General features: G+C 61.6%; 20 protein-coding genes. 5 read left to right on the top strand and 15 right to left on the bottom strand.

Going from position 1 to position 24,566, the window contains the following annotated elements:
* Window positions 1-8: 8 nt before the first annotated feature.
* Window positions 9-1,337, bottom strand: a complete 1,329-nt coding sequence (locus tag TX79_RS02300; RefSeq protein ID WP_049925496.1) for an ABC transporter substrate-binding protein — start codon at window positions 1,335-1,337, stop codon at window positions 9-11.
* Between the two features lie 353 nt (window positions 1,338-1,690).
* Window positions 1,691-2,806: a Gfo/Idh/MocA family protein gene (locus TX79_RS02295; protein ID WP_049925495.1), complete on the bottom strand. Its 1,116-nt coding sequence runs from the start codon at window positions 2,804-2,806 to the stop codon at window positions 1,691-1,693.
* Between the two features lie 294 nt (window positions 2,807-3,100).
* On the opposite strand from TX79_RS02295, the gene TX79_RS02290 reads away from it, so the two are divergent.
* Window positions 3,101-3,796 (top strand): ThuA domain-containing protein, encoded by a 696-nt coding sequence (locus TX79_RS02290; RefSeq protein ID WP_049925494.1) that lies wholly within the window; start codon window positions 3,101-3,103, stop codon window positions 3,794-3,796.
* Here TX79_RS02290 and TX79_RS02285 read toward each other — a convergent pair.
* A complete protein-coding gene (locus TX79_RS02285; RefSeq protein ID WP_049925493.1) occupies window positions 3,793-4,644 on the bottom strand; it encodes a translation initiation factor eIF-2B in 852 nt (283 codons plus the stop codon). The genes TX79_RS02290 and TX79_RS02285 overlap by 4 nt on opposite strands.
* Before the next feature lie 149 nt (window positions 4,645-4,793).
* Here TX79_RS02285 and TX79_RS02280 point away from each other — a divergent pair, with 149 nt between their 5' ends.
* The gene (locus TX79_RS02280) at window positions 4,794-5,999 is read left to right on the top strand and encodes an outer membrane protein assembly factor BamB family protein (RefSeq protein ID WP_081655467.1); all 1,206 of its coding nucleotides are present in this window, start codon (window positions 4,794-4,796) and stop codon (window positions 5,997-5,999) included.
* Between the two features lie 18 nt (window positions 6,000-6,017).
* Here TX79_RS02280 and TX79_RS02275 read toward each other — a convergent pair whose 3' ends face one another.
* Window positions 6,018-6,308 (bottom strand): DUF7286 family protein, encoded by a 291-nt coding sequence (locus TX79_RS02275; RefSeq protein ID WP_049925491.1) that lies wholly within the window; start codon window positions 6,306-6,308, stop codon window positions 6,018-6,020.
* Window positions 6,309-6,422: 114 nt separating this feature from the next.
* On the opposite strand from TX79_RS02275, the gene TX79_RS18930 reads away from it, so the two are divergent.
* A complete protein-coding gene (locus TX79_RS18930; RefSeq protein WP_081655466.1) occupies window positions 6,423-7,619 on the top strand; it encodes an outer membrane protein assembly factor BamB family protein in 1,197 nt (398 codons plus the stop codon).
* 240 nt (window positions 7,620-7,859) lie between these two features.
* On the opposite strand, the gene TX79_RS02270 is transcribed toward TX79_RS18930, so the two are convergent.
* The 9 genes from TX79_RS02270 to TX79_RS02230 all read right to left on the bottom strand — a co-directional run bounded on the left by TX79_RS02270 (window position 7,860) and on the right by TX79_RS02230 (window position 19,753).
* Entirely contained in the window at window positions 7,860-10,982 is a 3,123-nt protein-coding gene (locus tag TX79_RS02270) for a DUF7286 family protein (RefSeq protein ID WP_049925490.1), read from the bottom strand.
* The gene (locus TX79_RS02265; protein ID WP_154660447.1) at window positions 10,982-12,025 is read right to left on the bottom strand and encodes a DUF7284 family protein; all 1,044 of its coding nucleotides are present in this window, start codon (window positions 12,023-12,025) and stop codon (window positions 10,982-10,984) included. Before TX79_RS02265 ends, TX79_RS02270 begins: the two co-directional genes overlap by 1 nt.
* A complete protein-coding gene (locus TX79_RS02260) occupies window positions 12,019-12,513 on the bottom strand; it encodes a DUF7285 family protein (RefSeq protein WP_049925488.1) in 495 nt (164 codons plus the stop codon). Before TX79_RS02260 ends, TX79_RS02265 begins: the two co-directional genes overlap by 7 nt.
* Entirely contained in the window at window positions 12,491-13,543 is a 1,053-nt protein-coding gene (locus TX79_RS02255) for a DUF7283 family protein (RefSeq protein WP_049925486.1), read from the bottom strand. The genes TX79_RS02260 and TX79_RS02255 overlap by 23 nt, the downstream gene beginning before the upstream one ends.
* A 175-nt stretch (window positions 13,544-13,718) precedes the next feature.
* Entirely contained in the window at window positions 13,719-15,449 is a 1,731-nt protein-coding gene (locus tag TX79_RS02250) for a hypothetical protein (protein ID WP_049925485.1), read from the bottom strand.
* A gap of 6 nt (window positions 15,450-15,455) precedes the next feature.
* Entirely contained in the window at window positions 15,456-17,381 is a 1,926-nt protein-coding gene (locus tag TX79_RS02245) for a type II/IV secretion system ATPase subunit (protein ID WP_049925484.1), read from the bottom strand.
* Window positions 17,382-17,488: 107 nt separating this feature from the next.
* Complete coding sequence (locus tag TX79_RS02240; protein ID WP_049925483.1) at window positions 17,489-17,965, bottom strand: DUF7311 family protein; 477 nt, start codon at window positions 17,963-17,965, stop codon at window positions 17,489-17,491.
* Window positions 17,962-18,609 carry a DUF7310 family coiled-coil domain-containing protein gene (locus tag TX79_RS02235; RefSeq protein ID WP_049925482.1) on the bottom strand — a complete coding sequence of 216 codons (648 nt, stop codon included), beginning with the start codon at window positions 18,607-18,609 and terminating at the stop codon, window positions 17,962-17,964. Before TX79_RS02235 ends, TX79_RS02240 begins: the two co-directional genes overlap by 4 nt.
* Window positions 18,610-18,697: 88 nt before the next feature.
* Window positions 18,698-19,753: an ATP-binding protein gene (locus TX79_RS02230; RefSeq protein ID WP_049925481.1), complete on the bottom strand. Its 1,056-nt coding sequence runs from the start codon at window positions 19,751-19,753 to the stop codon at window positions 18,698-18,700.
* Between the two features lie 74 nt (window positions 19,754-19,827).
* On the opposite strand from TX79_RS02230, the gene TX79_RS18925 reads away from it, so the two are divergent.
* Both TX79_RS18925 and TX79_RS19810 read left to right on the top strand, forming a co-directional pair.
* Entirely contained in the window at window positions 19,828-20,343 is a 516-nt protein-coding gene (locus TX79_RS18925; RefSeq protein ID WP_081655465.1) for a DUF7382 domain-containing protein, read from the top strand.
* Between the two features lie 124 nt (window positions 20,344-20,467).
* Window positions 20,468-22,735 carry a CARDB domain-containing protein gene (locus tag TX79_RS19810; RefSeq protein ID WP_230198528.1) on the top strand — a complete coding sequence of 756 codons (2,268 nt, stop codon included), beginning with the start codon at window positions 20,468-20,470 and terminating at the stop codon, window positions 22,733-22,735.
* A gap of 765 nt (window positions 22,736-23,500) precedes the next feature.
* On the opposite strand, the gene TX79_RS02210 is transcribed toward TX79_RS19810, so the two are convergent.
* Window positions 23,501-24,199, bottom strand: a complete 699-nt coding sequence (locus TX79_RS02210) for a MinD/ParA family ATP-binding protein (RefSeq protein ID WP_049925478.1) — start codon at window positions 24,197-24,199, stop codon at window positions 23,501-23,503.
* Window positions 24,196-24,561 carry a DUF7857 domain-containing protein gene (locus tag TX79_RS02205; RefSeq protein ID WP_049925477.1) on the bottom strand — a complete coding sequence of 122 codons (366 nt, stop codon included), beginning with the start codon at window positions 24,559-24,561 and terminating at the stop codon, window positions 24,196-24,198. The genes TX79_RS02210 and TX79_RS02205 overlap by 4 nt, the downstream gene beginning before the upstream one ends.
* Window positions 24,562-24,566: the final 5 nt, after the last annotated feature.

Below are 24,566 nucleotides of genomic sequence, written 5' to 3'. Positions count from 1 at the left end.
TCCGGACGCTACTCGAATGCGGCGACGAGTTCGTCGTACGTTTCGTCGACGTCCCAGTTGTCGATGAAGTTGGCGAAGGCACCTTCGACGTCCGACTGGATTGCCGGTCGCACCGCCAGCCCGTGGGCGATCGAGGGCGGCTGCTCGCTCGAACGCTCGAAGTCGGCCATCTGGTCGGAGAGGAACGGCGTGAACGCCTCGTCGGAGACGTCGGTCCGCGGCGGGATCGACCCCTTGGGCGGGTTGAACCGTTCCTGTGCGTCGACACTCCCCGCGTACTGGAGGAATCGCAGCGTCGCGTTCGGCGAAGGGTTGTAGACGGGGAACACGAACGAGTCCATGTTCAACGCGTACATGTCCTCGGTTCCCGGGAACGCGACGTGGTCCCAGTCCTCGCCGTACTCGAGGTCGTCGTCGGCCTCGTACTCGCCGGCGGCCCAGTCGCCCTGGTGGAAAAACGCCGCCTCGCCCCGGTTGATGTAGGCGCTGGCGTCGTCCCAGTCGGCCATCGAACTCGCGTCCTCGTTGAAGTACTCGCTGTAGTCGACGACGATCTCGAGGCTGTCGCGGACCTCGGATTCGACCGCCTCGACGTCCCCCTCGATGAACGTCTCGTAGGTATCAGCGCCGTACTCGCCGAGCAGGACCTGTGCCCACAGCTGGAGCGTCGACCACTCCGACTGGGTCTGCTGGGCCATCCCGACGTAGCCGGCGTCGTCGACGTCCGCCATCGCGTCGAGCAGTTCGCTCGGACTGTCGATCTCGGCCGGGTCGACGCCGGCCTCCTCGACCACGTCGACGTTGTAGAACAGGTTGTTCAGCCGGTGGATGTTGATCGGGACGGCGACGAAGTCCCCGTTCGGGCGCGCGGCGTCGATCGGCCCGTCCATGTAGGCGTCCTCCATCTCGTCGTCCCAGACGTGATCGCCGATGTCGTACAGCAGGTCCTCGTCGGTGTAGTCAGTCAGAGCCTGACCGGGCCAGACCTGGAACGTACTCGGCGGATTCTGGTCGACGACCCGGTTGCGCACGTCGGCCTCGAGCGCGCTCCCGGCCCCGCCCGGCGACGGCGAGGAGTCGACCTCGATCTCGGGATACGCCTCCTCGAAGCCCTCGACGAGCGCATCGAAGGCTTCTTCCTCGCCACCGGCGGTCCACCAGTGTGCGATCTCGAGCGGTTCGAACTCGTCCGGCTCCTCCTCGAGCAGTTCGCCGAGCGGTTCGGCCTCGTCGTCGCCCCCGAGACACCCCGCGAGCGCGGCGGCCCCCGTGGCACCGGCGACCTGGAGTACCGTTCGTCGGGACGGTGTGGATACGCTAGAATTCTTTCGATCCATAGTCAACTTCTACTTCGATAATGATGAAGGAATGTGCATTAATACCTTTGGGATTACCACGGAGTCGCGACGAAGTCGAAAACGGCTTCGATCGGTGCTATTCCCCTCGGTACCGGGGACGCACCCGGCCAGCGAGGGACGGCAAGTCGACGGTACCACTCGTTCTACAGTCCCTCGAGTGACTCCTCGCTCGTCGATCAAGTTCTAGCCGAACCGTCCGGTTCACGGGTGGGTGTTCGTTCGCTCACCGGAGGATCGGGCTTCGATCGGTTTCGGTCCCATCCCTCCCGTTGTCGATACTCGAAGACTGACGACTCGAGTGTTCGACTGACGCGTCGATCACGCTCGAGTCGTCAGTTGAGCTGGGCCCGTTGACCGACCGCCAGGTCGGCCTCCTCGAGCGAGACCGAGCGGCCACTTTCACTGGAGCGGTAGATGGCGTGGATGACCCGCTGGACGGTCAGTGCCTGCTCGAGGGTGTTCGTCTCGGGTTCTGCCCCCGCCGTGATAGCCTCGAGGAACCGCTGGTCCTGCGTGCTGTAGCCGGTCAACGAGGGATCGCCGGAGAGTTCGACGTCGGCGTAGTGGTCACAGCCCGCGGTGCCAGCCTCGAGGATAGTCACGTCCGTGTCGCCGATGTCGAACTGGGCACCGGCGTCCGTCCCCCGGACGCGGAAGTCCATGCCCTCCTCGCGGTTGGTCGCCCAGGCTGCCTCGAGCGAAATCGTCTGTCCCTCGGCGGTCCGCAGGAACGCGCTGACGGAGTCGTCGACCTCGTAGGTCTCTGCCTCGGCGTCCCAGTTGTCGCCGAAGCCCTCGGGGTCGGCGTAGTCTGGCCGGTCGCCGAACGTCGTACGCGTGACGCCCGAGACTTCGGTAATCTCCGGGAACTCGAGGGCGTACAGCGCGAGGTCGAGGGCGTGGACGCCGATGTCGAGCAACGCGCCGCCGCCGGCCAGTTCGGGGTCGGTGAACCACGATCCCGGGCCGGGGACGCCCCGACGCCGCACGTAGTTCGCCTCGACGTGAGTGAGATCGCCGAATCGGCCGCGAGCGCGGTGTTCCTCGAACATCCGCATCGACGCGGCGTGGCGGTTGTGGAAGCCGACCATACAGACGCCCTCGGCTTCCCTCGCGACCGCAGCGATCCGTTCCGCGCTCTCGAGGGAGTGTGCCAGCGGCTTCTCCACGAGGACGTCACGGCCGGCCTCGAGGGCAGCGACCGCGATCGGTTCGTGGAACCGGTTGGGCGTGGTGACGACGACCGCGTCGACCGCCTCGTCGACGACGAGCTCGTCGTGGGTTTCGTAGACGGTGGCTCCGAACTCGTCGGCGAAGCGTCGTCGCTGGGTTTCCACGAGGTCCGCCCCCGCCACGACGTCGGCACCGAGCTCCTGGAGACGGCGGGCGTGGAGGGTTCCCATTCCACCGAGGCCGACGACGCCGATACCGACGCTCCCATCGCTCATGTGTAAACACCGAATTTCTCGAGGGAGATCTGGTGCGATCGCCGAGAAAGACGCCATTTCGGTGTCGGTTGTGGGTGAGGGCAGAAGTCCATGTAGGAACCCGGTCGGGGATGGAAATAAGAGTTGTGTACGATTAATCCGTTACACCACTAATCATTCACTTATTACGATATATTTTCTTCAAACGTCCAGACAATTCGGGGCGCTGGAAGCCGGCACCGCGACCTGGAGTGCCCCGAGTTCCTCGTGAGTCTACGGGGGCGAGCTAAGGGCTTCGAGGTGGTCGGAGACGGTATGGTAACGGTCACCGTCTGGAACGAGTACCGACACGAACGAACCGACGAGGCAGTGCAGGCGGTGTATCCCGACGGCATTCACGCCACGATCGCCGCGGCGCTCGACGAGCGATTCGCGGTCCGGACGGCGACGCTCGACGAACCCGATCACGGACTCCCGCCGGACCGACTCGAGGAGACGGACGTCCTGCTCTGGTGGGGCCACGAGGCCCACGACGAGGTCTCGGACGACGTCGTCGACCGCGTTCAGGAGCAGGTTCTCGAGGGGATGGGCCTGATCGTCCTGCACTCGGGCCACTACGCGAAGATCTTCAAGCGGCTCCTGGGGACCTCCTGTAACCTCCAGTACCGCGAGGACGGCGCTACCGAGCGCGTCTGGGTCGTCGATCCCGGCCACCCGATCGCCGACGGTCTCCCGGAGTCGTTCGAGTTGCCCCAAACCGAGATGTACGGCGAGCCGTTCGACGTCCCCGAACCCGATCGACTCGTCTTCGTCAGCTGGTTCGAGGGCGGCGAGGTGTTCCGCAGCGGCTGCTGTTACCTGCGCGGCAGCGGCCGGATCTTCTACTTCCGACCCGGCCACGAGACCTATCCCATCTACGAGCACGAACACGTCCAGCAAGTGCTGCGAAACGCCGTGGACTGGGCAACACCCCGCGAGGGGTCCCCCCGAACGTTCGGCGAACGCGACTAAAACTCCCGGCGACCCTCGTCGGTGACGACGCTCTCGAGCAACGCGACCGGCGTCGCGTCGTAGTTGGGGTTCTCGACGGCGAACCCCTCGGCGGGTTCGGGCATCACCTCGCTCCCCGACCGATACTCGTTCTCGAAGACGAACCCCTCGGTAACGATCTTCGACGCCGACCCCAACACCGTGACCGGCACCTCGAGTTGGTTCGCCGTCGCCGCGATGGGGAACGTCCCCACCCGGTTGTACAGCGTCTCGTCGACGATACAGTCCATCCCGACGATGACGCGGTCACACTCCTCCAGGTAGAGGCCGTGGGCGCTGTCGGTGATGAGCGTCGGCTCGACGCCCTCGACGTCCGCCAGCCGCCGGGCCGTCTTCCGGCCGATGTACCGGGGTCGGGCCTCGGTGACGTAGACCTCGAACGATTTGCCCTCGGCGGTCGCCTGCTCGAGCGCCTCGAGTACCGTCGACGAGTAGTCGTGTGTCAACAGCGTCTCCCCGTCGCTTAATAGTTCGGCCGCGTTCTCGGCGGCCAGCCGTTTGCCCGATTGCACCCGGGAAATCACGGCGTCGATCTGCTCCTGGGTCCGTTCTTTCGCGTCCGCGACGGTCTCCGGGTCCGCCTCGGTCACGTCCGTGACGACCTCCCGAATCGCGTTCTGGAGCGACGCGTGGGAGGGATTGGCCCGCCGCAACACGGTTCCGTTCCGCTCGAGCGCACGGAGGTACTCCTCGACCGTCGCGAACTCGCGCTCGAGCAACTCCTCGAGCGCCCGGGTCGCCTTCACCGCGACCACCGAGGAGCTGTGGGTCTGCATCTCCGTGATCTCCTCGACCGTCTCGTCGATCATACTCGAGAGGATTCCCGTGAGGGCAAAAGGTGTTCGGGTGAGCGACGACCGGCGAGAAACCGGCTCGAGTATTCGTTCCGCGACCCTGGTCGAAAAGAGCACTCCTTTCGGAGGATACTTTACTCTCAACACCCTCGAAAAGTAACACTATGGCTCGAGAGAGACGAACCCGCCGGCAGTGGTTAGTGGCGTGTGCCGGGACGACAGTCGGGATGGCCGCCCTGGCTGGCTGTACCAGTGGCTCCGACGGGAACGGAACCTCGCCGGAGGACGATCCCGGTGCCGTCGCGGACGACGGCGAGTACGGGGCCTGGCCGATGGTTCGGTACAATTCTCGAAATCGGCTGTCGGTCCCTCACGATGGCCTGAATGGTGAACCCGAGATTGAGTGGACTGTCGATCTCGAGTCGCCTGTTGATCCACCCGTCGTGTACGATGAGATGGCATTTGTTAGTCATTCTATCGGAAAGTATACTGCAATTGACTTGAGCGAGGGCGAGATCGTGTGGGAACACGAAACAGATGATATGAGGACAATTGCGGTGTCCGAAGCCGCTGTTTTCGTTGCTGGAGATGGCGTTGAAGCCCTCGATCACGACGAGGGTGATGTTCAATGGACGACTGGTCACGATCCGTCCGTCGAAACACTTCGTATTTACGACGGACAAGTGTACGCTGGTCTCGAGGATCGAGTAATCGTTCTGGACGCAGAAGGGGACGAGCAACTCGAGTTCGAAGCGCCGGAGACTGTTTTATCACTGGCTATCGATTCCGACCAGATCTACGTCCGTTCCCGACCTAACGAAGAGGAAGACGAGTTCGTGATGACTGCGTACGACCACGATACTGGAGAACAACTGTGGGAACATAGCGTTCATCAGACCGAACAGTGGTTCGACGATCGAGTGACCAGAACGTTCCCCGTCATCGACCAGTCAGTGTATACTGTCGACGAAAACGAAGTGATTGCTATCGATGGAGCTACCGGTGAAAGAGAAGCAGTAGCCACGTTCGATGAGGGAGATCCGTGGACGAGACCGACAATTCATCACGACCGGTTGTACATTCGTACAACGGAACCGGTAGCCTACGATCTCGAGACCGACAGCATGCTATCTGAGTGGGACCCGGAAGTGAATACGCGACGTTCGTTGGTTCTTGCCGACGATGAAATCTACACCACAGATAGTGGCGGTGTCACTGAACCCCAATATCTTGTGTCGATGGATGCTACTTCTGGAGACGTAAACTGGGACAAACAATCCCCAGAACAAGCGGAGTCTCATCTCCCGATCGTTCTGAATGGACTGGTACTACTTCCGATCGATTCTCCCGGTCTTGTAGCGTTCAGTTAGGGAGCAACCTAACCTCTTTCAATCACAACGGTTTGCAGCGTCCGAGTTCGCATCTGGGCCGACTTCCTTCCAAGTGTCTGAACAATAGGTGGTACCAGAATCGGTCGCTTTGCCGTCCGCGACAGCCGGCACCGGCCCACCGGTCTGGACGACGGCTCCGGGCATGATGACGATCACTTCGGTACTGGTGTCGAAGTCGACGGCTTCGTTCTTCCCCACTTGAACCGTCGAGCCGTCGTTGAGTTCGACCTCGACGGGGCTGGCCTCGGCGACGTAGGTCAGCCGATCCGTGTCGGCTGGATCGCCCACCGTCTAACTTTGCCCCCACGTGCCGTTTCTGTGCAGTATTTTTCCAACGTGAATGAAGGAAGAAAATCACTTCCGAAGAATACATTACTGTCAATAACATCGATAAGTAAATGTATGGGTGAAAATAGACGAACCCGCCGGCAGTGGTTAGTGGCGTGTGCCGGGACGACAGTCGGGATGGCCGCTCTCGCGGGCTGTACCAGTGGCTCCGACGGGAACGGAACCTCGCCGGAGGACGATCCCGGTGCCGTCGCGGACGACGGCGAGTACGGGGCCTGGCCGATGATCCGGTACAATTCCCGCAATCGACTCTCGGTTCCACACGACGGTATCGATGGCGAACCCGAAATTGAGTGGACTGCTGACCTAGAAGGGACCGTCGAACCACCAGTTGTCTACGACGATACTGCATTTGTAAGCCACAGGAGCGGAATGTATAGTGCAGTTGACCTTTCCGATGGTGAAGTTATCTGGGAAGACGAAACCGGAGAACAAAAGGCACTTGCAGTTTCCGAGTCGGCCGTTTTTACCGGTGGAGATGGCCTCGAAGCACGAGACCACGAGACGGGTGATGTGCAGTGGACGACCGGCCACGAGCAATCCGTTCGTAGTATTCGGATCTACGACGAGCTAATCTATGCTGGTCTCGAGGATCGGCTTCTCGTTGTCGACGAAGACGGTGAAGAACGCAACGAATTCGAGGTGGCTGAAACGCTTCAATCGATCGCAATCGATGCCGATTGGATCTACGTCCAATCACGAGAGGAGAGTGACGAAGATGAGTTCACGGTGGCAGCATACGAACGAGATTCAGGCGACCATCTCTGGGAACACGACCTTTATAAAACAGAAACTTGGATTGATGACCGCTATACCCGAACGTTTCCGGTTGTCGATGGAGAAATATATACTCGAGATGAAAATTCTCTCATCACGATTGAGGGATCCAGTGGGGAGATAGACGAAATTGCAGAGTTTGAGGACACTACACTAAGAAATAGACCAACAGTGGACAATGAAAGGATCTACTGCAGCCTGATTGCGTACGATCTCGATGCTAACGAGCCCGTAGCAGACTGGGAGCCCGAAGCAAGTCCTGATGATCCACTCGTAGCAGCAGCTGGAAATCTGTACGGGACTCATCAGGCAGGAGTTGTGTCCCCGCAGAAGTTCGTGTCAATGGAAGCAGAAACGGGTGAACTTCGGGGAGAAAAGGAGATTCCTGAACAGACAGAATGGCACTCTCCAGTCGTTTTGAACGGTCTCGTTTTGGTTGCTGTTGACGATCCTGGGCTCATTGCATTTAGCTAAACGGATCTATAATCGGCTGTTCGGATCAGTATTGTCTGTTTTAGGGCGATTGTCCTCCTCTCTGAAGGGTACGTTGGCCCAAATGACGTTGAATTTTAACATTCGTGGTTGACATCGTGGCATCCAATCCACCATGATTCGCTTGAGAATTAGGATTGTATGAGTAGATAACTTATACACTCAAATATAAATCCACGTAATATTTATATTATCAAAGCCATCATAGTGTATTCCCCAACGTTAACCGAGGTTGTCACAATTATCGTAGTCTACTGCTGCATCTGGACCAACTTCGTCCCATGTTTGTGAACAGTATGTGGCTCCAGATCCTGTAGACCGCCCATCCGCGACAGCCGGCACCGGTCCACCGGTCTGGACGACGGCTCCGGGCATGATGACGATCACTTCGGTACTGGTGTCGAAGTCGACGGCCTCGTTCTTCCCCACTTGAACCGTCGAGCCGTCGTTGAGTTCGACCTCGACGGGGCTGGCCTCGGCGACGTAGGTCAGCCGATCCGTGTCGGCTGGATCGCCCACCGTCGAACTCACCTCGAGGCGGGCGTACTCGCCTTCAACCTCGACGTTCCAGGTATTGACGGTAGCGTACCAGTTGCTGGGCAGCGGCAGGACGACGGGCAACCCGGGCCAGGGGACGCGATTGTGTGTCTTGATCGCCAGCGGGTCATGATGGAAGTCCGACGGAACGTTGGCGTCGGCGACCGTCGACGTTTCGGGACGGACGGCGGGATCGATCGAGCGATTGATCGACGTCGCCGCCAAGTACGTCGGCGCACCCGACACCTCGTACTGGGCGTCGTCTAACACCGGCGACCCCTCGAGGTCGACCGGATCGGGATCGAAGTCGGCGTTGGCAAAGTCCTGGACGAAGCCCAGCACCTCGTTGAGCCCGTCGATCTGGTCACCGGTTACGTCGTTGAGTTTGTCGTTCACGCCGTCCAACTGAGTACTGTACTCGTCGTCGAACAGTTCGAGCCAGTAGTAGATCCGGTCGAAGTAGGCCTTGCGAACCTGCTGTCGCAGATTGTCCTCGGGCGTCTCGTACCCGCTTTCGTCGACGAGATCGGGCTGAATCTCGTCTTTGATGTACTCCATGACCTTCTGGGGCGGCGTCTCGTCCTCGGTGAGCTCGCTGAGTTCGACTTTGAACGGGTCGTTTTCCCAGGCCGACTGGAACTCGGAGTGTACCGTTTCGAGTTCGTTATGCATCACCGGTTCGAGCTCGCTTTCCTCGCTGGATTCGATCACCTGATCGACGGTTAGGGTCGCACTGCTCCCATCCGTGAGGGCGCTTTCCGCGGCACTCTCGAGGGAATCGGGATCGGAACTCGAAAGCGCCGATCTGAGATCCGACTCGAGGTCGCTCTCGGCCCTACTGTAATCGCCCACACTCGTCAGTTCCTCGAGCGCCGTTTCGAAGCCCTCTCGGAACGTGACGTTCTCGTGGGTACCGTAGTCGGTCTCGATCGGGTTCTCCGCGACGCGGAACTGACCCGCAGATTCGAAGTGTTCTCCGCCTTCTCTGTATCTGTAGTTGCTCGTGATCGTCGCGTTGAACCCGACGCCCACGGATCCCGTAGTGTTCGTCGTTTCCGTTATGGTCCTGTTGTCCTCGACTTTTACCCATCCATGTCTGACGTATACGTCTACGGATGCGTCGGCCGTAATGGTGTGGATCTCACGGTTCGTGTAGTCGTCACCGTCGGGGTGCGGGTTGTGTCTGACGTCGTTGATGGTGACGTCTTCGATGCGCTCGGTATCTAACGCATAGTAGCGACTGTATCCGCTTCCGGGCGACGAGGGACTCGGTACCGATCCAGACCACGCATCCGATTCGATGCGCACGCCGAGTTTGTAGAGTTCGTCCCTGATGTCCTCCAGCGTCCGTTCGTAATCGTCGTCCGTAATGTCGTCGATCTCGAAGTCGTCTACGTCACCACCTTCGCCCTGGATAGTGCTCCTCAGATTGTCGGCCTGATCTTCGATATACGTGGCGGGATCCTTCAGGTCTTTGAGCGTATAGTCCTCGATCGCGTACTCGTAGTACGTCGCGTTCGCGAGCGTGTTCACCGGCACTTCGATCTCCTGATTACCGACCTCCATGCTGTCGACGCCGTCCTGGATGAGTTCCGACACCGGCGGTACTTCGGGGAGGTCGCCCGTCGCCTTGTCGCCGAAGATCCACTTGTTTAGGCTTCCACTGTCGTCACAGAACTCCTCCTGGAAGTCCACCGTTCCGTTGACTGGTACCGTCACGTTCTCGTCGCCGTCCATCTCACTGCTGTTGACTCCTTGGTCTTCGAGATCTTCAGCAAACGTGATGTTATCGCTCGGAACGATGTCGTTCATGTCCACCTCGAGATCGACGTCTCCGATATTCGTGGCGAGATCGAGACTCATACAGAGATACTGTGGTCGCATCGTGCGAGAGGCGTGTGGATCGCGCGTCCCGAAGACCTCCTCCTGCACGGAGAAGATGGCGTTATTCGCGAGCACTTCGGCGTGATCGGTGTCGATGACCTCTTCGAAGGTCTGGTTCTGGGGAGCCGTCGTTTTCTCACCCAGCCGGTTCCAACCCGCTTTCATGTACGCGATGGGGTAGAGTCGCGCCGCCATCTCCTGACCGAGCCCGTCGAGACTCGTCGGATCGGGCATGCCGTCGGACTCGAAGAAGCCCCTGTTGAGCTCCGATTCGTACTCGTTCATCTTCTCGTTGAGTTCGAACACCGGCGTCCCGACCGTGGTGCTGATGGATCGCGTCTCCGTCGGCACCGTTTCGCCGTCGACCTGCGCCTCGAACTCGACGTCTTCGATCGTCACGTCGACGGTGCCGTTCTCGAGGCCGCTCTCGTAGCGTCCGATGTCGAGTTCGACCCGTTCGATAGCCTCCGACGGCGTTATCCCGTCACCGCTTCCTCCACTGGTCACCGGCTCCAGCGACACGGACGAACGGGTATCAGTACCCATCGACTGTCCCGCCGCAGGAAGGCGGTCGGCTGCCTCGATATAGACGAGCAGTTTCACGTACCGTTCGAAAGCTTCCTGGCCGGACTCCGATGCGATAGCGGATACGGAACTGCCGGCCGTCGTATTGATTGGCGCGGCACCGGCCTGGTGGGTCGCCTCGAGCGCGGCCGTCCGGAGTTCGCTCTGTGCTGCGGTTTCACTGCGATCCATCACCTCCTGTGCGTCGCGGTTGATCGTCGGCTCGGATCGCTGTTCGAGCACGGCGACGACGCCGATGCTCGAGACGAGCAAGAGGACGGCGATCATCGCGAACGGTACGTGGCCGCGTTCGGCGATCGTAAACGATGCGTCCCGTCGTGAGCGATTGCGTCGTGACATTAGTCCCAGGTCTGGACGGTAATTTCGATCGTTTCGGGTTCGAAGAGTTCTTCGCACAGCGCTTCGAGTTCGTCCCGTTCGGCCGGCGTCGGATTGTTGCCGAAGTCGTCAATAGCCGCCTCCAGTTTCTCTCCGGCCGTACTGTTGCGCAGGTCGTCTGCGATAATGGGGGCCAGCCCGTCCGCACCGGGATCACCGCGAAGTTTCTCGTTCGCCTCGGTAGCGTCGGGAAGCGTCCCTGTAAGTTCCGACTCGATATCGACGCCTGCTACGTCAGCCATCTGTCGATAGTTGTACAGCGTCGCCGGATTCTCCGAGAGCGTCGACTCGAGGGTATACTGGCTCTGGGTGGCCGGGAAATAGCCCTCGACCATCGCCGCAGCGATATCCCGACCGACGAAGTCGAATCCGTCTTCGGCGTCGGGCCGACTCGCTGGATTCTGTAAGAGGGAGTTAGCCAGCGACCGGGGATCGAGTGCCGGAATGTCGGTCGAGACTTCCATCGTGGCACTCGAGACGTCGGCCGTCGACGGCGGTCGGCTCCCGGCGGTTGCGGTACCGTTGATCCCGGCACCCTCGTAGGGTTCCCAGGTCGCGACGGCGTAGACGTTCCCCTCGCTGCCGACCAGTCGACCCTGAATCGCCGCTTCGACTGATCGCTCGACCTCGTGACCGTAGGCGAACAGTTCGGTCCCGTCGATCCGGAGGTTCGAGAGGGCCGCCTCCCCGAGCAGATCGGCCGCCGAGCCGTAAGTAGTGATATTGTAGAGTTCCCCGACGTTTTCCGGCTCCAGATTATCGGGGAGGTCGTAATTGTCGCTGTCAGTCGCAGCGTGGCCGGACTCGTTGGGCGCGTCGAGATTGTACGTGATCGTCACCGTCGATCCGGACAGGGTCTCCAGCGCCTGATCACCGCGGTCGCCTTCGATCGACTCCTCGTCGTCGTGGAGGTACATCCCGACGAGCATCACGCTCGCGCTGATGATCAGCAGCGCCAGGCAGACGTCCATCACCGTCGAGATGGCTCGATCGCGTGTTACCATACTTCCACCCGGAGGGTTCCGGAGCGAACGTCTGCACGGCTCTCGACGGCAACCGGAATCGAGCGCGTCGCCACGCTGGCGTCGTCGGGGGTGCCCTCGTCGGCGATGTACTGCTCGAGTTCGGTAATGTCGCTCTGGCTCGTGTCCGAGGCATAGCCCGACGGGAACGCAGCCTCGTCGACGGTTCGTTCCGCACCGTTCTCGATCGCGGTTACAGAAACGTACACGGACGATCCACCGGGGATCGACTCGTGCTCGACCAGGTCGGAGATGTCGTCGGAGCCTGGGTACGCGTGGAAGATGCCGTCTTCTTCCACGTCGTTCCAGATCCGGTCGATCGTCTGATCGGCGGTCGCTTCGTCACTAGAACCCGGTAACAACGGCTGTGTCGCCATCACGTACATGCCCAGGGCGATGACGAAGATAGAGACCGCCAGGATCGCCGCGAGGGGTTCGGTCTGTCCCCTAGACTTTGACGAGCGTGACATAGTAGTTCCCTCCGTCGTTGAGCCCGATCGCCGGATGGTCGTGGTCGAAGTCCATCTCGCGTTCGATCTCGTTTTCCCACGTTTTCGAACCCTCATCGTGCTCGAGTTCTAGGTCCACCGTTTCGGTCGGCAGCTCTCCGGCTGGATCGGAAACGCGGATGTCGAACTCAACCGGATCTTCGGCAGGCTGCTTGGATTCGGCGTAAAAATCCTGGCCAAGGACCGTTGTCTCGATCGTAAACCCCTCAGATTTGGTTTCGACTGTTTCCGAGTCGTATCCAGCATTGTTAGCCTGTAGCTGTTCAGTTTCGTCCAGATCATCGGGAGAGGGGAGGAACTGATCAGGGATCACAGACGGGAATGTATCTTGGAGCCGGTGGTCTCCCTCTATATCGGCGCTTATCTGCCTGTCTTCGACTCCGTCGTACGCTATCCTGACCGCGCCGATGAACTCGTCTGGGTCCCACCCAGGAATTTTGTTGATCGCAGGTTCCCACGTCTCCGCTACTTCGACCGTGATACTCTCTTCGAGCGGCTCGAGTTCGTCGATTCCGGAGTCGACCGTGACCTTGCGGGCCTGAAGCGTGCCGTCGGCGACGAGTTCCTCGTCGGTATTCTCCTCGTAAGCGGTTTCGACCTCGTCTTCGAACACCGCGAACGCGTGCGTGTCCCCGTCCTGGAGTTCCGCCTCGTATTCGTCCTCGAACGACGCGCCGTAGGTGAGGTTCTCGAGGCGTTCGTACCCGTTGACGGGGACGACAGTGCCGTAGCCGAAACTCGCGTGAGCGGTCCCGTGATCGTTCTCCATCGTGATCGTCTTCCGGTTGATGGTCACGGTCTCCGCATCGTGCTCGTAGGACGAGCTAGCGGCGTACTCGCTGCTGGTTGTTCCCTCGATGGCGTTTGCGGTCTGCTGGGCGTCCGGCGGCGGAGCCGAGGGAAGGCCCAGTACGATCCCGGCGAGTGCGGTGGTGATGATCATCACCGCCACCAAGACGTACCAGGCGTCTACCGGAGCCTCGAAGTCCATATCGTGATTGCTACTCGTTAGTATTTAAAGATACACAGGTGAATTAACGTCCTCGTCCGAGCATCGAATGGCGCTACGACTGGCGTCGCCAACCGACGCACGAAAAGCCCGCGCCGTTCCTTTCTCGTGAGACGATGTCCGTCGGCGATCCTCGAGAGCGGCCCGGAAATCGGGATCAGATCGGTTCGACCAGCGCGATTTCGATCAGGCCGACCGTCAGGACGAACAGCACCATCGCCGACACCAGTCCGCGGCCGACGTGGTAGCCAAACAGCGTTCGATCCATCCCGTGGCGAAGCGCGTACGACAGCGGGATCAGGATGCAGACGAGCATGATCAGGTAGATGGCGACGACGATACCGAGATGATCGGTCGAGAGCGTCGTCGCCTCCTCGAAGCCCTCGAGCGTCTCGAAGTTCTCGGTCGACATCATATCGGCCATGGCGACGGTCGCACCGCCGACCATCGGACCGAAATAGGCCGCAGTGTTGTCGAGCGTACTCGTCACGCGGACCAGCGCTCGTTTGGTTTCGGCCTCGACGTCTTCGAGCTCCTCGAGGTGGTCGGCCATCGAGACGATGGCTCGACCGGCGGGTTTGCCTTCCTCGCCGGCGATCGCCAACAGTGCTGCCATGCTACGGGCCCGCTGGCTCGGGATGTTCCGAAGCGCCCCGTACGTGCCGAGGAACGCCTCCTCGACGCTCGTGTGCAGGCGTTTCTGGACCCCAGCCGCGTGTTCGAACACCTCTCCGGTCTCGTTCGGGACGCGTTCGGCGGCCAGGTCGATCGCGGACTCGACGGATTCGCCCTCGGCGACCTGCCGACCGACGATATAGAGCGCGTCGGTGAGGTTCTCCTCGACGTCGCGGACGTAGTGGCGCAACTCGAGGATGGGACTGTAGATGGCGAGCAACGCGGCCCCGACGCCGGTACCGAACGCGGTGACCTCGGCGAGGTAGGCGGGACCGTACAGTTTCACGACGACGTAGACGATGGCCCCGGCGAGAACGCCCCAGCCGGCACGGAGCCAGAGTCGGTCGGGCAGTTCGGGGTGATTCCGGTCGATCTTCGGCGGCGGGAACGCGACCGGGCGGCGCACGAGCAGCCACAGCGACGCCGCGATGAGTACTCCCGGCAACACGATATTGTAGAGCAACACGAACATCCAGATGTTGAGGGTGACGCCGGTCACCGGAATGATCGGTACGACGGCAATCAGCGCCATCGGCAACAGGATACCGAACGCGAACAGCATCGTCGTCGGTGCCCGAATCGCCGACGTGAACTCCGCCATCTGGTTGCGCGTCCCGTCGAGAATCGCCGAGAGGGCGCGATCGAGCGTCCGGGCACGTTCGCCTTCGGGGGCGTCCTGTGCGGTCGCCAACAGGGTCGAGGACCGGCGCAGCGCCGGGAAGTACTCGGACCACTCCTCGGCGAACGACAGCAACCCGGCGTGTGGCGTCCCTTTTGCACGGTTGAAGTGTGCACCGAGGCTTCGTGAGAGCGGTCCTTCACCCGTCTCTGCGGCGAATCGGATCGCGTTCTCGAGCGAGGGCTGGATCTGCATGCGCAACACGGCACGGCCGATGAGGTTCGGCGTATCACCCAACGCTTCGGTCCGACGGAACGCGGCCTGGAGGTGGGGCCAGGAGTGAACGGCGTGGATCGACGCGAGCGAGGCGGTTATCACGAGGACGGCGATGAAGACGAGGGGGACGTCTAGCCAGATCAGCGGAAGCGGAACGAGCGCACCGATCAGCCCCGCCCCGTATCCGGCCCTGACGACGGTCTCGGCGTCGTAGGGCGCGTCGACGAACTGGACCGAGTCGACGAGTTCGCGGCTCGCCTCCACCTCGTAGGGGTAGAGGCCGGCGAGACCACGGATCGTAGTGGCCAACAGCGACACGATCCGTCACCTCTCCACCCGATCGGCGTACGCCGCGGCCACTTCTTCGGGAGACGTTCGTCCGTCCTCTGCGAGCGTCCGTATCCGTTCGGTCCGCCTGCTAATGGCTTCGCGGACGTCGGCGTACTCCTCCGTCGGCCCGGCGATCGAGTGGACGAACCGACTCTCACCGCGGTCGATCCGGCCCGTGGCCGCGGCGGTTCGGCCGTCGAGTTCGTACAGCGGTTCGAACCAGATGTCGTCGCCGTCGCCCAGCACCTCTTCGATGCGGGCGACGCGGCGTTTCCGTCCCTCCGGCGTCGCGTAGGCCTGCACGGTCACGACGAGGTCCGTCGCACCGAACGACGAGGGTTCGACCTTCAGGTCGGAGACGACGCGTTCGTACACCTCGTCAGCGCCGTCGCCGTGAATCGTCCCGAGCACGGCGTTTGCGTTCGCACCGACGCGCATCGCCTCGTAAAGGACCCGCGCCTCCTCGCCGCGGATCTCACCGACGACGAGCGCGCCGTCGCCGAGTCGGAGTGCCGTCCGCAGGGCGTCGGCGGGCGAAATTTCGGGTCCGTCACTGGTCCCAGTCCGCAGCGCTTGCACGTCGCGACCGACCGACTGGAGGGGATCGACGGGGAGTTCCGGCGTGTCCTCGATGATGACCGTCCGCGTGTCGGGCGTAACCTCGTAGAGGAGCGTTCCGAGCAACGTCGTCTTCCCGGCCCCCCGGGTCCCCGCGATCAACGCCGCCGCGTTGCGTTCGATGGCCGTCGAGAGGAAGCCGGCGACCTCCGCCGGCATGGTCCCGTTGGCCACGAGACCGGGTATCGTGAACCGATCGTCGGACTGTTCGCGGAAGGCAAACGCCGTCCCGTCGGCGACCGGATCCGTGACGCCCGCGATACGCAAGCCGCGACCGTTGGCCAGCGACGCCGTCGCGTCGACCGTCGGCTTCGCCCGGGAGAACGCCCGGCCGCTGGTCCGACGCACCCGGGAGGCGAGTGCCTTCGCCCCGGTCTCGGTGAGGTGGACGTTCGTCTCCATCGCCTCACCGTCGAGTTCGACTCGCAGGGGGTTCGCCGTCACCGGCGACGTGACGTAGACGTCGGTGACCGCCGGATCGGCGAACAGGTCCTCGAGGATGCCGTAGCCCTCGGTGTGTTTCTCGAGTACCGTCGTCAGCGTCGGATCGACCGGTTCGTCCGAGGCAAACTCGATCGCGCGGGAAGGGGCGCGGTCGCCCTCGACCCATCCCTCGGCGATCGCCTCGTAGCCGTCGATGATCAGCGTTCGCTCCTCGGGCGTCAGCGAGAGGTCGACGATGTCGAGTTCGTACAGCGGCAACTCGTTGTCCCGTTCGTACACCCTGGTCGTACTCCCGGTCTCGAGTTCGCGCACGTCGACCAGCCGCGTCGAGTCATCGATCGAGCGCTCGATGAAGTAGTTCGCGATCTCGAGACCGACGCGGGGTGACATCACGTCCGTGTACGACGAGACCCCCTCGACCGCGTCCAGGAGCCCCGACTCGATGGCGATGTCGCCGATTTCGTCGACCCGGGTCTCCAGACCTGCCGACGACTCGATCGGATCTCGAGCGACGTCGCGTGCGAGGACCTCGTCTCTGCTCCCGAGTAGCTCGACGAACCGACCCGCTGCGCCCAGAAACGCCGTCTCTTCGCGATCGTACCGGTACTTCAGTCCGTTGGAGAAGACGACGATGGCGTTCGCGTCCCGGTCCGCGAGCTTCTCGACGACCGACTGGCGACAGTCCGGCGACTCGACGAGGTCGCCGCTACAGTCGGCGGCGTCGACCAGGAGCGTTCGATCTTCGAACTCGAGATCGCAGTCACACGCTCCCTCCGACGCCGAATCGCCGAGCAGCCTGTCGAGGCCGATCCCCGAGAGGACCTGCTGAACCGTACTCTCGGCCCCGTCCGTTGACATACTCTATCTGGTTTCGTCCTCTGGTTTAAAATTGTACGAGGGGAAGAAAACCGACGCCTGCGTCGGTGCTGGTGGCTCGAGAGACTGACGGGACGGCCGATCACCGGTCACCCGGTGACGGATTCGTTCGGCCGGGCGACGACTACCGGCTCGCCGCGGTCGTCGGCGAGCAGTACCAGTCTGAGTCGTTCCGTACCGCGACCGCCCAGTTCCGTCGTCCGGTTCTCGGTCGGTTCGTAGTAGACGATCCGCTCGTCGACGACCTCCTCGCTTCTCGTCCCGTCGTCTAGCACGTACCGAGCGATGCTGGCGTTCTCGTCGACGGGATCGATCTCGAAGTGCGAGACGCCCTCGGTCGTCAGGTCGTCCGGCGGAATCGTGAACTCGACGACCCGCTGTGGATCGGGGTGTTCGGGCGGCGACACCTCCTCGTGTTCCGCGAGGTCGATCGCCGCCTCCTCGATGTCCGAAATAGCAGCCTGTAGCTCACGCTCGGTGTTTTCCGGTGCGGTCTGATCGAGGGCCATCCAGCCCAGTCCCAGCACCGCGACCGTCAGCAACGCCGCCAGGACGTATCGAATCATGAGAGCCGGTCGCGCAGCGAATCGAGCAAGCTTTCCTCGTCTTCGGCCTCACCGTCGACACTGGTTCCGTGATCCGACTCTCCATCGATCGCGGAGGCGACCGCCGACTGATTCGCCGAGGAAATCTCGCGATCGACGCCGTCGTCGACGATCGGTTCCGACTCCGTCGTCTCCTCGACGAGTTCCGCTACCGACTCTTCCGGCGTGGGGTCGGTCCCGGTTCCAAACTGGAAGACCTCGTCGTCGGTCGAATCGTCGCCCTCCTCGTCCGTCCCCTCGTCGTCGCTCTCGTCGTCTTTCTCCGGGGATTCCTCCTCGAGCAACCCGCCCTGGAGGTCGTTGATCTCGACCTCGAGTTTGTCGAGGCGGCGCTCGAGGCGGTCGACCGTCGCGACTGCCGACGCGGCCTGGCGCTCTACGTCGTCGTTGATCGACTGGACGTTGCCGACGTAGCCCTCGATCGACTGGACGGACGCCTCGAGATCCGCGATCCGACGCTCCTGCTCCTCGATCCGGCGTTCGAGCTCCGAGACCTCCTCGCTCAGCGCCGTCAGCTCCGAGAGTTCCTCGAGCGTAACGTCGCCGTCGACGACGACCCGCTCGACGGCCGACAGCCGCTGATCGAGGCGATCGATGTCAGTCATACCGTTGGTTCCTGCCCGATCCCATTTAAATTTCGACAGTAGTGGAACGCGTTCCCGGGTGCTGGACCGTCAATCGTCCCCTCGGAGCTTACTCGAGGCCGGCAACCTCACGAGCGCTTGGGCTTCCCCCGCCGTGTGGCGTATCGCGGAACCGAATCTGGGCGGCGTGGATCGTCTCCGTCGCGTCGTCGATGACGACGACCTCGCCGGGTTCGGTCGGCAGTCGTTCGTCCAGCGACTCCTCCATGTACGTCGGCTGGGCCTCGTCGAGCGCCTCGAGGTCGGCCTCGGCCGTCAGGCGATGCGAGATCAACACGTCCGACTGCGAGATGGCGGTCTCGGAGACGGCGCTCGGTCGCTGGGTCGCGAGAACGAGACTGACGCCGGGCGCACGCCCGCGTGTGAGGATCGTGTGGAGCGCGTCCTGTGCGACCCCGTCGAAGAACGTGTGGGCCTCGTCGATCAGCACCCAGGGGAGTCGATCGATACGTTCGTCGACCCGCGCCCGATAGAGTGCTTCCCCGATGCCCCGACAGACGGCGTTCATTGGCGCTGAATCCAGGCCGGAGACGTCGATCACGGAGATTTCCGACGTCGAGAGCGTGGCGGCGTCGAGGCCGTCGGGATCGAAGACGCCCCAGGCCTCCGCGAGGTTGATGTGGTTGGTCGCCGACCGTTTCTCCGTCCCTGGGGCGTCGCTCTCCTCGACGTGGAGGCGCATCTCCTCGAGGGTACGCGTCTGCTGGGCGGCTTCCCAGACGAGGCTGCCGGCCCCGCTCTCGGGGGAGAGCCCGAGCAGCGAACACCACGACCGTGGGTCGAGGACGTCGGCGGACACCGCCGGGTCGTCGATCACCTCGACCGGTACCGGTTCCCCCTCCGCGGGTTCTGCGAGCGTCGAGAAGACGCCCATCGGATCGATAATTACGGGTGCGACGCCCGGTGCGCGTGCGAGTTCCTCGGCGACGACCCCGAGCGTGAACGACTTCCCGTAGCCGCGTTTCCCGACGATCAACATCGCGTGGGGACCGTCGAGGTCCAGGTAGAGATCTGCCCCGCGACTCCCGTCGAGGGCGCGATACTGACCGATGTGCCCCGCTTGCTCCTCTTCAGCGTCGGATCCCCGTCCGATGACGAAGCTCATAAGCTCCTTTCGGCCCCGATCGTACTTCAATTTTAGATCCAAACTTTAAGTTAGATAAGGAGCCCAACTACGGTATGGGTTCGAAACAACGTACGAAGCCCACGGTCAGTGTTTCGACACCGGACCGGTCGTTCCTCGAGGACGATCGGGCCATCGAAGGCCTTCCGATCCGACTGGTGATCGCGCTAGTCATCGGTGTCGCATCGCTCGGGATTATGTTGCAGATTCTCGGTGGTGTGGATACGTTCGAGGGTGATACAGAAGTAGATGTACGGTTTAATGACAGTTCTATTGGCCCTGATGAAGATGATGTAAGTGTCTATGTGATTGACGAGGACGGGAATGAGGTCGAGGATGCTGTAGTTGTAGCGGAGCCTGCATCTAATGCTCGTATGGATGGCGCATTAGATCAAACGACTGGGGATAATAGCTGGGAAGATAATGAAGTTCAATTTGACTTCGATGACCAAGGCGATCTTGAACTCCCACCGGATCAATCTACCGGAGAAATCAAGTTCGACATTTATCCCCCAGAAGATTCCAACTGGGCGGATGATGAACCTAATAACCGACTTCTTGTTGTTGAATAGGGGAGAATAAACCAGTTCTTTATACAATCTATATACGCCAACCGTCAACTAAAATCGACATAAGTATTCCCTATTCTAGTAAGAAACCAAAACACTATTGGGATATCGCTCACGACCCTCTACGATGACACATCAACGAGAAAAATCAATAATCACTACTCTTGCAATTTGTATCGTTGCACTCGGTATTGCTCTCGGTGCAGGCGTTGGTGCTGCTGAGCAAACTGCCGCTCTTGACGAACTAGAAGGTGACGGAACTGGAGAGAACCCCTACGTGATTACCAATGCCGAGGAATTGCAGGCGATGAACCAGGATCTCGAAGCACACTACATCCTCGGGAACGATATTGATGCCAGTGATACCGAACACTGGGCTGGTGGAACTGGATTCGAACCAATCGGCGATAGTGAGTACGGTGATCGAACCGAAATCCCGTTTAGTGGGACCTTTGACGGTCGAAATCACACAGTCAAAGGATTAACTATCGATCGGCCGGGCGACTCATATATTGGTTTGTTTGGAACAGCGACAGGCACCGTAGAAAACGTGGAGATAGAGAACGCGTTTATAAGAGGAGATCAATATGTGGGTGGGGTAATTGGTCAACTCGAGGGAGAAGGTCGTTCAATCGCCGTAACTGGGGAAGTTGAAGGTAATGAATACGTAGGTGGTGTCGTTGGACGGAACCGTGGAGACCCGATTCTTTTACGAGCATATGCGGATGTAAGTGTGAACGGAGATGAATATATCGGGGGGATTGTTGGGGCTAACGCGGGTACAATTATGGAGTCACATACAACGAGTACCGTAGAGGCAACCGATGGTTTTGCAGGCGGAATAACCGGTAATCAGTATAGCTCTGGAGCGGTCCGCCAGTCATACGCCGCTGCAAATGTAGAAGGGAATTTTAACGGAGGAATTTTCGGAGATTTCGAAGGATCAGGTAATGGTATTTACTCGAGGTCTGATATCGATACCTCTAACGAATACTCTGGTGGCATCGCTGGAGGGGACTCTAGTGATGGCTCTGGTCTAACAGACGTCTACTGGGACGTGGACATGACAAAAACTGACGACAGTATAGGAACTGGTGAAGAATATGGTACTGGTCTTAAGGAACAGGAATTAACAGGAGAAGATCCAAAAACAAACACGAACCTTGACTTCGGCAATTACTGGACCGCTACCGACGAGTACCCGGTGCTCAAGTGGCAAATCCAGGACGTCGATTTACAAATCGCCCAGCCATCGATCGGCGAGGGAGAAACCACATCAGTAACCGTCGAACTCACCCTTGACGACGGCTCCACGGTCACAGCCACGGAAGTCGCCGACTACGACTCCGAGGAAGCCGTTGCTGAAGTCACCAATGGCTTGCTCGAGGCCAACTCGGTCGGCGAAACGGAACTAACTGCGACGGTCGCCGGCGAGAGCGATTCGGTCACTGTCGAAGTCCTCGAGCCGCCGAGTATCGACCTCGTCGACACGTCGTTCGACACCGAAGCGGCAGTCGAAGGAACGACGCTCGAGGCGGCCGTCACCTACCAGAACACGGGTGGCCCCGGGTCTGAAACGGCGACCGTCGCCGTCGGCGACGAACAGGTCACGCGCAGTACAGTCCACGTGGACGCCGACGGCGAGACGACCGAGACGCTCCGCTGGACGGCCGCGGAGAACGGCACCGTCGCCCTCAACGACGAACCTCTCGGCGACCTGTCGATCTACGAGCCAGGCACGGTCGGCCTCGAGTCGGTCTCCCTGCCCGAGGAGGCTGCCGCCGGCAGCGAGTACGACCTCGAGGTCGGGTTCACGAACGAAGCGGACGAACCGGTCGCCGAAACGGTCGAGGTCCGCATCGACGGCGAGTCCGTCGCCACGGAGACCGTCACGGTCGACGCCGACGGCTCGACGGAGACGTTCACCCTCACACACGACGAACAGGGAACCGCAACCCACGTCGTCGAACTGCACGACGAGACCGAGACCGCCACGATAGACCTCCTCGAGCCGGCGGAGTTCCAGCTCGAGGCCTTCGACGCCCCTGCGTCAGTTACGGAGGGAGAGTCGGCGACGATCAACGCGACCGTTACCAACGTCGGCGGCGGCGCGGACGAGGCGAGCGTCGCGCTGACGGTCGACGACGAATCGGTCGACGAGACGACGGTCGAACTCGAGGCCGGTGCCTCTGAGTCCCTCGAGTTCGACACGACGCTCGAGGAGTTGGGTGACGTGACCGTCGGCCTCGAGTCGCCCGACGACGTCGTCGAGGCGGAAATCGCGGTCACCGAAGCCGACGGTGACGGCATTCCTGGCTTCGGGCCGGCACTCGCCGTCGTCGCGATGGCGCTTGCAGCGAGTGCAGTCGCCATGCGTCGACGGATTCTGGCGTAGCTCGCTACCGACGCACGTTTTTCGGGAGACCGGTTCGATGGTGGTCGAATCGTGAGGGATCTGCAGATCGATGAATACGCCTACGGCTTTCTTTCTAGACTTCTTCGATGAATCGGTCGATCAGTAGCGCTGCTTATTGAACAGGGTTTTAGAGATCTAGGGAAAGTGAACCGAAGCGCTCTGCTATCGTGGACACGGGGAGTGGCCACGCCGCTCACGGCTCACTCCGTTCGCCGTTCGCTGTTCCGAGGTGCTCACGTTCGTTCGCACCTCGCTCTCCCCAGCCGATTTCTGCTCACGGCGGCAACGCCGCCGTCTGCTCGCGGGCCACTGGCCCGCTCGCACGGTATGCGGGACCAGCGGTCCCGCACTATTCGCATGGTTCGCGGAACCTCCGGTTCCGCGCTAACGCTCCCTCCGGTCGCTCATCCACTGGAAGACGCTTCGCGTCTTCCAAGCCTTCGCTCGCTTCGTGTCGCGCGGCGCAGCCGCGCGATCAGTTCGCGGGACCTGGCGGTCCCGCGCAGCTCGCGAAGTCCTCGCACGGCTTCTTCGACTGGCCTCACTGACGCTCACGGGTCGCACTGCTTCCCGTTCGCTTTTCGAGGTGCTCCCAGAGGTCACACCTCGCTTCGCTCGGCCAGTCGACAGCGCGCGCCACCGCACGTGGGAAGGGTCGAATCGGTAACGCCTTGGACTGTACTGCTCGAGGACGGAGTTCCTCCTCGCGATGTGGCATCCGGTCGATGGCGTCCACAAAAGGAACTAGATCGTCTCGGGACGATCGGAGAGACGTCGCTCGGCCCGCTCGAGCCGATTCGCGATCGATTCGTAGGCCTCGAGCGCCTGGGCGTCGGGGTCGTGGTCGCGAACCGGCTTCCAGCGAGCCTGGGCCTCGGCGACGGCGGACTGCGATTCGACGATCGTGACGTCGACGCTGAGGCTGCGGCTCATCCGGCCGGCGAGTTCGTCGTGACGCTCGAGGTCTGCCTTGTTGAGCACGACGGAGGCGACGGGCGTCTCGAGGTCCTCGGCGAGTTCGTAGGTACGCATCAGGTCGACTAATGCGGCTCGATCGGGCATCGTCACGAAGACTGCGAGATCGGCGGTTCGGAGTTCGATTCCGACGTCGCGGGCCAGCCCCGCCGGACAGTCGATGACGACGCGGCCCCACTCGCGCTCGATCCGCTGCAGTGCATCCCCGAGAGCCTCGAGATTGGCCGCACGGGCACCGGACAGGCTACGACCACAGGGAAGCAGGGTGACCCGGCCGACCTCCTCTGCGGCGTCGATCGGGTCCACGCGCCCGGCCAGTACGTCGTGGAGGTCCGGGCCGGTACCCGGCGGGAGATCCGCGCCCGTGAGGTCGGCGTCGACGACGATGGCGTCGAGTTCGCGGGCCAGGTTCCACGCCGTCGTCGACTTTCCGACGCCGCCTTTCCCGCCGGCCACGGTGACGATCATGGCTCGCGCTCGAGCACCTCGTTTCGCGGTCGCCAGTCGTCCAGTTGGGCGAGCACTTCGGAATCGGACCGCAACTTGTCGGCGTCCTGGCGCTCGCTCGAGACGACCTCGACCAGCGGTTCGGTCGGCGGCGCAGGGCTGGCGAAGCCGACGCCGTGCGTGCGGCCCGGCCGGATCGTCGCCTCCCAGACGTCGTCCGCCCAGCGAGGATCGTCCACCCCGCCGCGTCGGGGCGGCCAGACGGGGCCATCGAGATTGCTCTGCAGCCGAACCGCCTGGGGCGTCGTGTGGTCGTTCGTGAGCACCACCCGGACGGTCGTGATCCCGCTGGTTCGTTCGGCGTTCGTATCGACCGATACCATACTTG

Source organism: Halopiger goleimassiliensis, from assembly GCF_000455345.1.
Classification (GTDB): Archaea; Halobacteriota; Halobacteria; order Halobacteriales; family Natrialbaceae; genus Halopiger_A; species Halopiger_A goleimassiliensis.
This window is presented reverse-complemented; position numbering and strand designations above follow the sequence as displayed.

What these genes read in the sequence shown, in the direction of transcription:
- TX79_RS02300 (WP_049925496.1), bottom strand. Translation starts at nt 1,337, where the DNA reads ATGGATCGAAAGAATTCTAGCGTATCCACACCGTCCCGACGAACGGTA.
- TX79_RS02295 (WP_049925495.1), bottom strand. Translation starts at nt 2,806, where the DNA reads ATGAGCGATGGGAGCGTCGGTATCGGCGTCGTCGGCCTCGGTGGAATG.
- TX79_RS02290 (WP_049925494.1), top strand. Translation starts at nt 3,101, where the DNA reads ATGGTAACGGTCACCGTCTGGAACGAGTACCGACACGAACGAACCGAC.
- TX79_RS02285 (WP_049925493.1), bottom strand. Translation starts at nt 4,644, where the DNA reads ATGATCGACGAGACGGTCGAGGAGATCACGGAGATGCAGACCCACAGC.
- TX79_RS02280 (WP_081655467.1), top strand. Translation starts at nt 4,794, where the DNA reads ATGGCTCGAGAGAGACGAACCCGCCGGCAGTGGTTAGTGGCGTGTGCC.
- TX79_RS18930 (WP_081655466.1), top strand. Translation starts at nt 6,423, where the DNA reads ATGGGTGAAAATAGACGAACCCGCCGGCAGTGGTTAGTGGCGTGTGCC.
- TX79_RS02270 (WP_049925490.1), bottom strand. Translation starts at nt 10,982, where the DNA reads ATGTCACGACGCAATCGCTCACGACGGGACGCATCGTTTACGATCGCC.
- TX79_RS02265 (WP_154660447.1), bottom strand. Translation starts at nt 12,025, where the DNA reads ATGGTAACACGCGATCGAGCCATCTCGACGGTGATGGACGTCTGCCTG.
- TX79_RS02260 (WP_049925488.1), bottom strand. Translation starts at nt 12,513, where the DNA reads ATGTCACGCTCGTCAAAGTCTAGGGGACAGACCGAACCCCTCGCGGCG.
- TX79_RS02255 (WP_049925486.1), bottom strand. Translation starts at nt 13,543, where the DNA reads ATGGACTTCGAGGCTCCGGTAGACGCCTGGTACGTCTTGGTGGCGGTG.
- TX79_RS02245 (WP_049925484.1), bottom strand. Translation starts at nt 17,381, where the DNA reads ATGTCAACGGACGGGGCCGAGAGTACGGTTCAGCAGGTCCTCTCGGGG.
- TX79_RS02240 (WP_049925483.1), bottom strand. Translation starts at nt 17,965, where the DNA reads ATGATTCGATACGTCCTGGCGGCGTTGCTGACGGTCGCGGTGCTGGGA.
- TX79_RS02235 (WP_049925482.1), bottom strand. Translation starts at nt 18,609, where the DNA reads ATGACTGACATCGATCGCCTCGATCAGCGGCTGTCGGCCGTCGAGCGG.
- TX79_RS02230 (WP_049925481.1), bottom strand. Translation starts at nt 19,753, where the DNA reads ATGAGCTTCGTCATCGGACGGGGATCCGACGCTGAAGAGGAGCAAGCG.
- TX79_RS18925 (WP_081655465.1), top strand. Translation starts at nt 19,828, where the DNA reads ATGGGTTCGAAACAACGTACGAAGCCCACGGTCAGTGTTTCGACACCG.
- TX79_RS19810 (WP_230198528.1), top strand. Translation starts at nt 20,468, where the DNA reads ATGACACATCAACGAGAAAAATCAATAATCACTACTCTTGCAATTTGT.
- TX79_RS02210 (WP_049925478.1), bottom strand. Translation starts at nt 24,199, where the DNA reads ATGATCGTCACCGTGGCCGGCGGGAAAGGCGGCGTCGGAAAGTCGACG.
- TX79_RS02205 (WP_049925477.1), bottom strand. Translation starts at nt 24,561, where the DNA reads ATGGTATCGGTCGATACGAACGCCGAACGAACCAGCGGGATCACGACC.